This is a genomic window from Telluria sp. Soil_C_11, from assembly GCF_057657395.1.
On sequence record NZ_JBDGIN010000007.1, the window covers coordinates 226,817 to 239,774 of the forward strand.

9 protein-coding genes are annotated in these 12,958 nt (G+C 70.2%); 2 read left to right on the top strand and 7 right to left on the bottom strand.

What is annotated here, in order from left to right; all coding sequences use genetic code 11:
* The first annotated feature begins 24 nt into the window (after window positions 1-24).
* Window positions 25-801, top strand: a complete 777-nt coding sequence (locus AC3A6M_RS14240; RefSeq protein ID WP_487853370.1) for an enoyl-CoA hydratase/isomerase family protein — start codon at window positions 25-27, stop codon at window positions 799-801.
* Between the two features lie 13 nt (window positions 802-814).
* Window positions 815-2,044: a CaiB/BaiF CoA transferase family protein gene (locus tag AC3A6M_RS14245; protein ID WP_487853371.1), complete on the top strand. Its 1,230-nt coding sequence runs from the start codon at window positions 815-817 to the stop codon at window positions 2,042-2,044.
* On the opposite strand, the gene AC3A6M_RS14250 is transcribed toward AC3A6M_RS14245, so the two are convergent.
* From AC3A6M_RS14250 to AC3A6M_RS14280, 7 genes are read right to left on the bottom strand one after another with little or no spacing between them, the layout of a single operon-like run.
* A complete protein-coding gene (locus AC3A6M_RS14250; RefSeq protein WP_487853372.1) occupies window positions 2,019-5,153 on the bottom strand; it encodes an EAL domain-containing protein in 3,135 nt (1,044 codons plus the stop codon). The genes AC3A6M_RS14245 and AC3A6M_RS14250 overlap by 26 nt on opposite strands.
* 8 nt (window positions 5,154-5,161) lie before the next feature.
* Window positions 5,162-6,205: a chemotaxis-specific protein-glutamate methyltransferase CheB gene (gene cheB, locus AC3A6M_RS14255; RefSeq protein WP_487853373.1), complete on the bottom strand. Its 1,044-nt coding sequence runs from the start codon at window positions 6,203-6,205 to the stop codon at window positions 5,162-5,164.
* Window positions 6,202-8,460 (bottom strand): hybrid sensor histidine kinase/response regulator, encoded by a 2,259-nt coding sequence (locus AC3A6M_RS14260; RefSeq protein WP_487853374.1) that lies wholly within the window; start codon window positions 8,458-8,460, stop codon window positions 6,202-6,204. The genes cheB and AC3A6M_RS14260 overlap by 4 nt, the downstream gene beginning before the upstream one ends.
* A gap of 5 nt (window positions 8,461-8,465) precedes the next feature.
* On the bottom strand, window positions 8,466-10,100 hold the full coding sequence (locus AC3A6M_RS14265) for a methyl-accepting chemotaxis protein (protein ID WP_487853375.1): 1,635 nt from the start codon (window positions 10,098-10,100) through the stop codon (window positions 8,466-8,468).
* Window positions 10,101-10,115: 15 nt separating this feature from the next.
* The gene (locus AC3A6M_RS14270; protein WP_487853376.1) at window positions 10,116-10,718 is read right to left on the bottom strand and encodes a chemotaxis protein CheW; all 603 of its coding nucleotides are present in this window, start codon (window positions 10,716-10,718) and stop codon (window positions 10,116-10,118) included.
* Window positions 10,715-12,067 (bottom strand): CheR family methyltransferase, encoded by a 1,353-nt coding sequence (locus AC3A6M_RS14275; protein ID WP_487853377.1) that lies wholly within the window; start codon window positions 12,065-12,067, stop codon window positions 10,715-10,717. Before AC3A6M_RS14275 ends, AC3A6M_RS14270 begins: the two co-directional genes overlap by 4 nt.
* On the bottom strand, window positions 12,054-12,605 hold the full coding sequence (locus tag AC3A6M_RS14280; protein WP_487853378.1) for a chemotaxis protein CheW: 552 nt from the start codon (window positions 12,603-12,605) through the stop codon (window positions 12,054-12,056). The genes AC3A6M_RS14275 and AC3A6M_RS14280 overlap by 14 nt, the downstream gene beginning before the upstream one ends.
* Window positions 12,606-12,958 lie beyond the last annotated feature (353 nt).

Here is a 12,958-nt window from a genome sequence, read left to right on the forward strand (position 1 = left end):
CATCCAACATTGCAAAGGAGCTCCATGAGTAACGGCCATGTGCAGCTGACCGTCGAAAACGGCATCGCTGCCATCCTGATCGACCGCCCGCAGGCGCGCAACGCCATGACCTGGGCGATGTACGAAGAGCTGGGACGCATCTGCGAGGAGCTGTCCAGCCGTTCCGACGTGCGCGTCGCCACCTTCCGCGGCGCCGGGGGCGAAGCCTTCGTGGCCGGCACCGACATCGAACAATTCAAGGCGTTCGAGGGCGGGCTGGATGGCATCGCCTACGAAAAGACCATCGACCTGCGCATCGGCCAGATCGAACGGCTGCCGATGCCGACCGTCGCCATCGTCGACGGCTGGTGCATCGGCGGCGGTCTCGCCATCAGCGCGGCCTGCGATTTCCGCATCGCCGCCCCGACCGCCTCCTTCGGCGTACCGATCGCGCGCACCCTGGGCAACTGCCTGTCGATGGCGAACACGGCCCGGGTCGTGGCCGCGTTCGGCGTGGCGCGCGCCAAGCGCATGCTGCTGCTGGCCGACCTGATCTCCGCCCAGGAAGCGCTGGAATGCGGCTTCGTCACCGAAATCGCCGACGCCGCAACGATCGATGCCGCGGCGGACCGGCTGTGCGCAAAGCTGGAAAAGCTGGCGCCGGTGACCCAGCGCGTATCGAAGGAAGCGATCCGCCGCGTGGTGGCGGAAACCGTGCCGCAGGGCGACGACCTGGTGTCCGCCTGCTACGGCAGCCAGGACTTCAGGATCGGCGTCACCGCTTTCCTGGACAAACAAAAGCCCGTGTGGAGCGGGTCGTGAACCGGACTTCCCCATGACAGACACCCACAACAAACCTCATCCCGGGCCGCTGGCCGGCATGCGCGTGCTGGAGCTCGCGCAGATCATGGCCGGCCCCACCTGCGGCATGATGCTCGCCGATATGGGCGCCGACGTCATCAAGGTCGAGAAACTCCCCGGCGGCGACGATTCGCGCGGCTACCGCGAACCGCGCGTGAACGGCGTCTCGGCGCCGTTCATGATCCTCAACCGCAACAAGCGCGGCATCGCGCTCAACCTGAAGCACGCGAAGGGACGCGAGATCCTGCTGAACATGGTCAAGCAGGCCGACGTCCTGACCGAGAACTACCGCCGCGGCACCCTGGAAAGGCTGGGCCTCGGCTACGAAACGCTACGGGAGATCAACCCCGGCCTGATCTACTGTTCGGTATCGGGCTACGGCCGCGACGGCCCGTATGCCGACAAGGGCGGCTTCGACCTGATCGCGCAAGGCTTTTCCGGCCTGATGTCGGTGACCGGCGAACCCGGGCGCGCGCCGGCCAAGACCGGCAACTCGATCGCCGACATCAACGCCGGCATCCTGGCCGTGGTCGGGATCCTGGCCGCCTACGCGCACAAGCAGAAGACCGGCCAGGGCCAGGTGGTCGAAACCTCGCTGATGGAAGCGGCCCTGCAGCAGACCTACTGGCATGCGGCGATCCATTTCGCCACCGGCGAATCGCCCGGCCCGACCGGTTCGGCGCACCTGCTGGCGGCGCCCTACCAGGCCTTCCAGGCGAGCGACGGCTGGATCAACATCGGCGGCGCCAACCAGGCCAACTGGGAGCGCATCGCCGACGTGCTCGGCCACCCCGAGTGGCGCGACGATCCGCGCTTTGCCGACAACAGCGCGCGCATGGCCAACCTGCCGGTCCTCACCGATGCGATGGGCGAGGTGCTGCGCACCCGCACCCGCGCCGAATGGATGACGGCGTTCGACGCCGCCGGCGTACCGGTCGGCCCGGTCCACACCATCGGCGAGGCGCTGAGCCATCCGCAGGTGCTGGCGCGCGGAATGGTGGTCGAGGTCGAGCATCCGCAGGCCGGCTCCACGCGGGCGCTGGGGTGTCCCCTGCACTTTTCAAGAACGCCCACCAGCGTGCGCCGCCATGCGCCGGTGCTGGGCGAGCATTCGCGCGAACTGCTGCGCGAGTACGGCTACGGCGACGACGAGATCGACGCCTTCGCCGCCGACGGCGTCATCGAAGAGGCCCGGCTGGGATAGGTTCCAGGCGCCGGGGGGCGTTCGCGCCCCCTCCCTTCGATTCGAATTCCACGAACGCGTCGCGCACCGCCTCGGCCAGCTCTTCCTCGATCCAGGGCTTGGTCAGGAACTTGAAGATCGCGCCCCGGTTCACGGCGTCCGTCACCGACTGCAGGTCGGTATAGCCGGACAAGACCATGCGCACCGCGTTCGGATACATCTGCTTGACCCGCGACAGGAACTCGGTGCCGCTCATGCCGCGCATGCGCTGGTCGCACAGGATGACGCCGACGCCGTTGGTGGCCAGGATCTCGAAAGCCTCGTCGGCGTCGCTCGCCGTCAGCACCCGGTAGCCGCTGTTGCGCAGCGCGCGCCGCACCGCCGCCAGCAGGTTCACCTCGTCGTCCAGGTACAGCAGCGTGCGCTCGTAGGGCTGCGGCTGCAGCTTGTCGAGCGCCAGCGACTTCCCTTCGCGCAGCATGCGCTCGCACTCGGCGGGCGGCGCCGGGCGGCTGAACAGGTAGCCCTGGATCTCGTCGCAGCCGTTCTGCGCCAGCAGCGCCAGCTGGCCCTCGGTCTCCACGCCTTCGGCGATGACGTCGAGCCGCAGCCCGTGCGCCATCGCGATCACCGCGCGCGAGATCGACAGGTCGTCCGGGTCGTTGGTCAGGTCGCGCACGAAGGACTGGTCGAGCTTGATCTTGTCGACCGGGAAGCGCTTCAGGTAGTTCAGGTTGGAGTAGCCGGTGCCGAAGTCGTCGATGGCAAGCCGCACCCCCATGTCCTTCAGCTTGCGCAGCGTCTCGAAGGTCTTCTGCGGATCGTCCATCGACGCGGTTTCGGTCAGCTCCAGTTCGAGCAGGCCGGGTTCGAGGCCGGTCTCGGCGAGGATGCGGCCGACCGTGTCGGCGATCCGTTCCGAGAACTGGCGCGCCGACAGGTTGACCGACACCGGCACGGCGCGCAGGCCGGCGCGCTGCCAGGCGCAGCTCTGCTCGCAGGCCATGCGCAACGCCCGCTCGCCGATCGGCAGAATCAGCCCGGTCTCCTCCGCCAGGCCGATGAAGCGGCCCGGCGGGACCAGGCCCAGCTCCGGGTGCTGCCAGCGCATCAGCGCTTCGAAGCCGACGATCTCGCCGGTCGACAGGCTGACCTGGGGCTGGTAGTAATTGATCAACTCGCCGCGCTCGAGCGCGCGGCGCAAGCCGTTTTCGACGCGGAAGCGCTCGACCATGCCCTCGTTGAGTTCGGGCCGGTAGAAGGCGCAGCGGCCATCCTTGCTGGCCAGGGCCCGCTGCAGCGCCGCTTCGGCGCCCTGGGCGACGCTGTCGAAGTCCTGGCCGTCGTTCGGGAACAGCGCCACCCCGATGTAGGGATCGAGGTGCACGTCTTCACCCTGGTACTCGAAGGGCCGGTCCATCAGCTCCTGCACCCGGCGCACCAGGGTGCCGACCTCGCTTTCGTTGGCGCACAGCGCCCCGATCGCGAAGGTACGCTCGCCGGTGCGGGCGACGGTAAGGTCGCCTTCCGCCAGTTCGCCCAGGCGGCCGGCGACCTGGCGCAGCAGCGCCTGCTCGGCTTCCAGCCCCAGGCTTGCCTTGATCACCTGCAGGCGCGCAGCCTTGACCGACAGGTAGCCGATCACCTGCCTGCCTTCGATCACGCGGGCCTTCATCTGGCGCACGCGGTCGCGCAGCAGCACCTGGTTCGGCAGGCCGGTCTCCTGGTCGAAGTTGCTGAGGTAGCGCAGCCGCTCCTCGGTGCCGCGCAGCTCGGTCACGTCCATCCCGGTCGAGACCACGCACGCCACCTCGCCGTCGGCGCCGCGCAGCCAGGTCGTCGACCAGATGACCTTGCGAACGGTGCCGTCGCGCGCCAGCCATTCGCCGCTCTGCTGAACCGGGGGGGCATCGCGCGGCGGCGGCTCGAACGTGACCTTGGTGTCATCGGCCCTGCGGAAGAACTTGCGGAACTCCTGGCCCAGCACTTCCTCGGCGCGCCAGCCCGAAGTCTGTTCGGCCGCCGGATTGAACAGGCGGATGATGCCGGCGCCGTCGCACACGACGACCAGTGCCCCGCTGGTGTTGACCACGCTCGACAGCAGCGCGCGCTCCGCTTCCAGCGCCGCCGTGCGCTCGTGCACCAGGCTTTCCATATGCGCGTACAGGTGGGCGCGCTCGATCGCCACCGCGACCTGGCTGCCGACCGTCTCGAGCACGGTCCGGTCGTCGCTGTTCAGGTCGCCGTCCATCAGGGTCAGGCACATCACCCCGCGCGGGCGAACCCCGGCCGCCAGCGGGATCCGCAGGCTGGACCGGCCATGGCAGGCCTCCGCGCCGGCCGAGGCGTCGCACCCGCACGGCTCGACCGCATCGCCGGAGGCGTCGCGCGCGGCCCGGAAGGCCGGCTTGCCGTCGTTGTCGAGCAGCGTGATCGCGGCCTTTTCCACGCCCGGCAGGTCCAGCACGCGATCCAGCGAGAGCTCGGCCACCTTCTGCTCCGAGAGCACCGGATTGAGCGCCTCGGCCACCCGGTACAGCCCTTCCAGCGACTGGTAGGAGTGGGCGATGCGCGCCTGCTGGGCGCGCAGCTGCTCGGTCATGTGGATCGCTTCTTCGTAGGTCGAGATCAGCAGGTCGAAGATCTGCTGGCGTTCCGCGGTGATGAAATGGGTCTGCCCGCCCAGGTTGACCTGCATCCCGAGCTGCACCCGTTCGTTGGAGCGCAGCGCCCGATTCGCCAGGATGAAGCGGATGCGGCCAAGCAGGTAATTGGCTTCGAAAGGCTTGCGGATGAAATTGTCGGCCCCGCAATCGAGGCCCTTGATCACGTCGTACAGGCTGCTGAGGGAGGTCAGCAGGATCACCGGGATGTCGCGCAGCGCCTTGTCGCGCTTGATCTCCTTGCACATCTCGAAGCCGTCCATGTTCGGCATGGCGATGTCGGTGACGATCAGCGTCGGGTGCTGGCGCCGCGCTTCGCGCAGCCCTTCCCTGCCGTCGCTGGCGATGCGGACCCGGAAGCCGCCTTCGCCTTCCAGCATTTGCGCCAGCTGGCGGGCCTGGGTGGCGCTGTCCTCCACCACCAGGATCTCGATCTCGTTCTCGTGTCTTGAACGTGCGGTGCTCATTTCGGTTTTCATTGTTGGGATAGGGATGGAGGGAAGGGATCGGCCGGCAGCCGCACCAGCAGCTTGCCGATCTCGGACGGCTCGAGCACCAGCATCGCGGCATCCAGCCGCACCGCTTCACCGGGCATGCCGTACACCACCGAACTGGCCCGGTTCTGCGCGATCGTCAGCGCGCCATGCTCGCGCAGCTGCTTCATTTCGGCGGCGCCGTCCTTGCCCATGCCGGTTAGCAGCACCGCCGCCGTGGCCGGACGCAGCTCCGGATCGATGGCGCGGAACAGGTGCGACACCGACGGGCACATGCCGTGCTCCGGCGGCGCCTCCAGCAGCCTGCAGACGGGACCGGAGGCGAGCGCCACCTGGCGCCCCTCCGGCACCAGGTAGGCGCGCCCGCCCAGCAGGGGCTGGGCGTCGTGAGCCAGCTCGACCGGGTAACCGCTGGCGCCCGCCAGCCAGTCGGCCAGGCCGCGCGTAAAACCGGGCGCAAGGTGCTGGACGATCACCAGCGGCAGCGGAAACCCGGGCGGCAGCTCGGCCAGGATATCGCGCAGCACGGTCGGCCCGCCGGTCGAGGCGCCGATCGCCACCAGCCGCCGCTGCGCGGCCTGGCTGCGCGGCGCCGGGCGCCGCGCGTCGCCCCAGCGCCGCACCACCTTCACCTCGGCCATTGCCCTGACCGTGCGCACCAGGGCGCGCGCGCTTTCCGCATGGGCCGGATTGCCGATGCCGTACGGGCGCCGCACCAGCACCAGCGCTCCCGCCTCGATCGCGCGGAAACTGGCGTCGACTTCCTTGCGGTCCTCGCCGCCGCTGACGACCACGATCCGCGTCGGGCAGGCCTGCATGATCTGGCGGATCGCCTCGTAGCCGTCCATGCGCGGCATCTGCAGGTCCATCGTGATGACGTCGGGCTTGAGTACCTGCGCCAGCTGCAGCGCTTCCTCGCCGTTGGCAGCGCAGCCCACCACCCGCAGGCCGGGAGCGGCGCCGAGGATGTTTTCCAGCAGCGCGCGCACCGAGCTCGAATCGTCCACCACCAGCACCCTGATCATGGCGCCTCCATGCCGCCCACGCGGCGCAGCGTGGCCAGCAGCCGGTCCTGGTCGAAGCTGCCCTTGGTGAAGTAGGCGTCGGCGCCGGCGCGCAGGCCGGCCTCGCGCTGTTCCGGCGTCTGGAGCGAGGTCACCAGCACCACCGGCAGCTCGGCGGTGGCCGGGTTGGCGCGGATGCTGGCGGTGAGCGCCAGCCCGTCCATCTGGGGCATCTCGACGTCGCTCACCACCACGTCGTAGCGCGTGCTGCGCAGCCTGGACAGGGCGTCGAGTCCGTCGACGGCGGTGTCGACGCTCCAGCCGGCGCCTTCCAGCAGATGCTTGAGCAGCAGGCGCGAGGTGACCGAGTCTTCCGCCACCAGCACCCGCTTGACGCCTTTCGCGGGCGCCTGCGCCGCCGGCGCGGCGCGCGCGCTGCCGAAACCGTGGGCGGCGACGTCCTCGAGCGCGATCACCGGCGCCAGGGCGCCGTCGCCGAGCTGCGCCGCGCCGCTGAACCAGCGCACCCGCCGCAGCATGGGGCCGAGGCGCTTGGGCAGCACATCCTGCTCGGCGACGATGGCATCGACCTGGATGCCGAAGGCCTGGTCTCCCACGCGCGCCACGATCACCACGCCCTGCCCGCCCTCCTGGCCGGGACGCGCGCTGCCGAACAGCGCCCCGAGCCGCACCAGCGGCAGGACCCGCCCATCCGCCAGCACCGTCTCGATACCCTCGACCGTGCGGATCGCCGCCTGGGCCGCGCTGCGCACCGATTCCAGCCCCGACAGCGGCACCGCATAGCGCGCGCCGTCCACCTCCACGACCAGCGCGCGCAGGCTGGCGACGCCGACCGGCAGCAGCAGTTCGAAGTACGCCCCCGCCCCCGGCGCGGTCCGCACCAGCACCTGGCCGCCGGCCGCGGCCACCTGCTCGGCCACGATCGCCAGCCCGATGCCGCGCCCCGACACCGACGTGACTTCGGACCGGGTCGATACCCCGGAGCGCAGGGCCAGCTGCAGCTTCTGCGCTTCGCCCATCTGCGCCAGCGCGGCCTGGTCCAGCCCCAGGCGCTGCACTGCCGCCTGCGCGACCGCGTCGGCGTCGATCCCGGCGCCGTCGTCGCAGACCCGCAGCGCCACGGTGCGCGCATCGAGCTGGGTCACGGCGATCTCGATGCGTCCGGCCGGATCCTTGCCCGCCGCGGCGCGCACCGCGGGCGGCTCGATGCCATGGTCGACGGCATTCGTGACGAGGTGGATCAGCGCTTCGCGGACCACGCCCAGCACGCGGCGGTCGATCTCCACGCCGGCGCCACGCGTCTCCAGGCGGACCTGCTTGGCGTGCCCGCGCGCCAGGTTGCGCACCAGCCCAGGCAGCTCGTCGAGCGCCATCGCCGACGGCACCAGCGCGGTCTGCAATGCGGCATCGAAAAGGCGGGCGCGCACGGCATGCAGTTCCTTGCCGGTGCGTTCCAGCCCGCTGGCCAGGCGTTCGCAGGCCAGTTCGAAGGATGCGCTGTCCTGCCGTTCCGGCCCCGCTGCCTCGTCGCGCCGGCGCGCGGCCATCCCGGCCGCCAGCGCGCGCAGTTCCTCGACATGGTGGCGCAGCTTCAACTCGACCGGCAACAGGGCCTCGGCCTGCGCGCGGATCGCGTCGATGCTGCGGCCGTCCACCCGGATGAGTTCACCCGCGCCCTCGTCCCGCCCCTCGGACAACGCCTGTTCCGGCTCCGGCTCCGGTTCCGGCTCCGGTTCCCGGTCGGCAGGCGTACCGGGCGGCCCGGCCTGGTCCTGCACGGATGGCGCCGGCGCCTGCGGCGTCGGGGCCGGGGCCGGGGCCGGGGCCGGGGCGGCCGACGACACGCCGCCCGATGCCCCCGGCAACTGTTGCGCGATGTCTTCGAGCTTCCCGGCCAGCACCGCGGCGCGCTTGCGGCTGCGCAGGCCGGGCGCGTCGACCACCTCGCGGGCCGCGCCGGCGGCCAGGTGCATGGCGTCGAACTGTTCGGCCGACGGCGGCGGACCGCTTTCGCGCGCCGCCACCAGCACGCTTTCCAGCGCATGGCACAGGCGCTCGAGTTCGCGTTCGTCGACCGCGCGCGCCGCTCCCTTCAGCGTGTGCAGGGCTTTCATGGCCTGCTCGATCGCCGGGGCGCGCTGAGGCCCGTCCGCCTGTTCGAACGCGACCAGGGCGGCGTCGATCTGCGCCAGGTGCTCGCGCGCTTCTTCGCTGAAGATCGTGCGCAGGCGCTGCAGGAACTGCTGGTCGCTCATGGCGCTCAGAGCTGGAAACGGTCGACGATCTGGCGCAGCGACTGGCCCAGGGCGTGCAGGTTGCGGGCCGAGGCTTCGGCCTGGCGCGAACCGGCCGCGTTTTCGGCGCTGGCCTGCTGGATGTTTTCCATCGCCAGCGCGACCTGGTCCATGCCGGCCTGCTGCTGCTGGCTCGACACCGCGATCTGCACCGCGGCCTGCGCGGCGTCGGCGATATTGTCCGCCAGGTCGCGGATGGCGCGGCTGGCCTGGCCCACCTGGTCGACGCCCTGGGCCACGGTCTTGGCGCCCTGTTCGGTGATCATCACGGCCGCGCCGACGCTCTTCTGGATATCGCCGAGGATCTCGCGCACCTGGCGCGTGGCCTGGCGCGACTGCTCCGCCAGGCTCTTGACCTCCTGCGCCACCACGGCGAAGCCCTTGCCGTGTTCGCCGGCCTTGGCGGCTTCGATCGCCGCGTTCACGGCAAGCAGGTTCGACTGCTCGGCCAGGCCGGCGACGCTGGCCGTGATCTCGCCGATCGCGTGGCTGCGCTCGCTCAAGCGCACCACGGTGCTGGCGATCGCTTCCATCTTTTCCTGGATGGTCTGCATGCCCTGCATGCTTTCCTCCAGCGCCCGGCGTCCTTCGGCCGCGGTGCGGGCCGCTTCCTGCGCGGACTCCGACACCGCGCGCGACTTCTCGCTCGACAGCATCGAGGTCTGCTTGACTTCCTCCACGGTGGCGGTGGTTTCGCTGACGGCGGCCGCGGTCTCGACGGAGCTGGCCGCCCCTTGCGCGGTGCTGGCGAGGATTTCGCCGGCCGCGCCGCTCAAGGTGGCAACCCCGCGGCTGGTTTCGGCGGCGAGGTTGCGCCACGCATCCACCATCTCGGCGAGCGCGCGCAGCAACTGGCCGACCTCGTCGCGGCCCCGGTTGGCGGGCACCTCCACCCGCAGGTCGCCGGTGGCGATCCGCACCGCCACCGCGGTCGCCTGGCGCAGCGGATCGGCAATCGCACGGTTCAACCAGTAGGCCATGACGCAGGCCAGCAGCACGGCGGCCACATTGAACGCGACCAGACGCGTGACGGCGTGTTCCACCAGCGCGGCGCCGGCCTGCAGGCGCTCCTGTGCCTGGGCCATCTGCACCTTGCTGGTCTGCTCGGCGACCGCCCTGAACTGGTCGAACTTGCCCTGCAGCCGCCCGGTGGCCGCCTCCAGCGCCGCCGCACGCTGGCCCGCCTTGTACAGGCCGAGCACCTCGTTGTCGCGCACGCTGCTGTAATCGTGATGTGCGGCTACCAGGCGCGCGTAATCGCCGGCATAGGCATGGTCTGCCTCCTGGTGGGCGCCCAGCTCGTCGAGCAGGGTCCGGATCAGCGCCTTCTCGGCGTCGAGCTGGTGGCCGAAGCCCGCCTCCGCGGAGGATCCGGCGACCAGTTGCGACAGCAGCGCGACCCGCTCGCGGTTGATGGCGTTGCGCAGCGCTTCTACCTTCAGCGCGATCCCGACATCGCCGTCGAACAAGATCTGCTGCGTGGCCCGCTGCTCGGCCATGGCCTTGTAGGACAGGGCACTATTCGATGCCATCGCCGCAACCAGCAGGCCGAAGCCGAGTATCAGCTTCGCGCGGGTGGAAAGGTCGGCAAACATACGCATTAGAAATCTCCTGTTTCAGCGGTCGGCATTCACGACCAGGGTGGAATCGTTCAACAGGCGGCGCGCGTCGAGCAGCGCGGTGCGGTCGGGGGCGACGCCCAGCAGATAGCTTTTATCGAGGTCGGCCAGCATCGGCAGGCAATGGCCCAGGCCTTCGGGGGCGAAGCGGCAGGCGCCGTCGACCGCCTCGGCCAGCACCGCAAAGCGCTTGTCCTCGCCGCGCAGCACGATCAGCGCGCTCGGGTCGGCCAGTTCGGACACCGGCAAGGCCAGCAGGACGCGCAGGTCGAGCACGGCCAGCACCTCGCCATCGACCATGGTGACGCCGGCATAGAAGGCCGGCAGGCCCGGGATCGCGGTCAGCGGCAGCAGCGGCAGCACGCGCGCGACGCAGGCCGCATCGAAGGCATAGCGTTCGCCCGCGCAGCGGAACGCCAGCGCCTCGATGCCGTCGTCCGGCCTGGCCGCCGCCGCGGGGGCGGACGCGGCGGCCAGAGCGGCGGCGCGCTCCCTCAGCAGGCGTTCGCGCGCCGCCTGGTCGTCGCCGCCGAGCGCGGCCAGCGAGGCGGCGCTGGCTTCCAGGCGCCGCATCAATGCGTCCCAGTCGAAGCCGTTCATTGCATGCGCTCCAGCCACTGGTCGACCGCGCCGCGCAGATCGGCGTCGGCGCCGTCCGCCGCGGCCAGCCGGCGGCAGTCATGCAGCAGGCGCATGGCCGGGGCACGCCTGCCCTCGGCATCCTCGATCAGCGCCGACAGGTAATGCCCGATCGCGCTGTCCGGATCGAGATAGAGCAGGCGCCGCACGCCCTGGCGCGCCATCGCCCGGTCGCCGTGTTCGAGGGCGAACAGCGCGGCGCCCTGCTGCAGGGTCGCCGACAGCGGGTTGGCCTCGACCGCACGGCGCAGGCATTGCAGCGCTTCTTCGCGCGCCCCGGCCTCGACCAGCGTGCGCACGCGCGCCATCAGCGCATCCTGCGGCGCCGGCGCGCACTCCTGCACCGCCGCCCGCACCGGGGTCGGCGCCGGCGCCGCGGTCCTGCGCAGCGGCGCTCTGGCCGCACCGGAGCGCACGGTCCAGGCGCGCGCCGACGACGGCGCCGGACCGGACGCCGTTTTCGCATCCTTGCGGAAGAACACCGCATCGCCATAGGGCACCGGCGTCAGGCCCGGGAACAGGTCCGGCGACGCCTCGCTCGCGTTCACCACCAGCCAGCCGCCCTCCACCAGGCAATCGCGCAGCCGCGCAGTCACCTGCATGACCTGCGGGCGCCGGAAATACATCAGGACATTGCGGCAGAAGATGACATCGATCGCCTCGGTCGCCGTCGCCGCCGACGGGTAGGCGCCGGAAACCAGGTTCAGGCGGGCGAAGCGGACCTGTTCGCGCATCGACGGATCGATCTCGAGGCGCCCGTCTTCACGCGGCCGGAAGAACGCCGCCTGGTCGGCGGCGGAAGTGCGGCGGAACGACCAGCGCCGGTAGGCGCCGGCGCGCGCGACCTCGAGGAAGGCCGCGTTCAGGTCGGTGGCGAGGATGCTCACCATGTCCGGCGCGAGCTGCGGAACCCGGCGCCGCAGCGCCATCGCGATCGAATAGGGTTCTTCGCCGGTACAGCAGCCTGCGCTCCAGACCCGCAGCGGCCGGGCCGCGCCCTGCGCGAAATGCGCGCGCGCATGGTCGCACAGCAGGTCGAGCGCGCGCGGTTCGCGGAAAAAATAGGTCTCGCCGATGGTGAAGAAGCGTGCGCACAGCGCGCTGCGCGCCTCGTCCCAACCGCCTTCCAGCAGCCAGGCCGCGCATTCTTCGGGGCTCGGGTAGCCCAGCGCCGCCGCCATCCTGCCGAGGGCGAGCCGGAACTGCCTGCGCTTGGCGCCGGAAAAATCGAGCCCGATCTCCGCCTCGATCCGTTGCGCGGCCAGGTCCAGCGCAGCGGCACCCGGCGCGGATTCTTCAGTGGCGTCCACGCGATGCTCCCGCCAGTGACTGCGCCAGTTGTTCCCGCTCGTGCGCGAACAGGAAGCGCGCCGGATCGATCACGAGGCACAGGCCATCCGGCAACTGCAAGGCGCCGTCGACGAACCCGGCGACGCCGGCCGCGCCCGGCCAGCCGCCGCCGGCCCGCGCGGCCTCGCCGGGACCGACGATGCTGTCCACCACCAGCGCGCACAGGAAGCCACCCAGGTCGACGATCAGGAACTGCTGCGTGGGGTCGATGACAGTCGGGGCGCATCCGGCGCGGCGCGCGAAATCGAGCACCGTCACGGTGTCGCCACCGATGTTCAGCACCCCGAGCACGATCTCGATGGCGCCCGGCAAGGGGCTGGGATGGGCGCTGAGCACGGCGCGCCGCACGCACGACAGCGGCACCGCGAAACGCTGCCCCTGGCAGGCGAATTCGAGCACTTGTATCCTGTCCTGAAACGCATCCTGCCCGGCTGGCGCGGCGGCATCCCGTTGCAATGGAGGCATGCCTGCCTCGGGCGCGCGAATCGAAGAATTCATGACAATGGCCTTGTTGACGGCAAACGCTTTTAACCAACAGTTTTTGCTCTAGATGAATCCCATCGTAACCAAGCTTGAGCCTGCCGTCACAGCCGAGTCCGCCGTATTTACCGTCGTCGGCGCGCCTGGAAATGCATATAATTTCTTATGCAAGCCATTGAAAACATTCGGGTTATTGGCATTCGACCGGCAGATGCCTGACAGCACATGTCACAATAATCGCATTGCATGTCACGAATTGAACGACGTTCTAGACAGGCGAAATGTTGCACGCAATCAACGACAGGCATGCAGCGTTGCGTAGACCGGATTTCTGGAGGGAGGTAGCAGTGCAGCCCGGCGCGCGGGCCGGG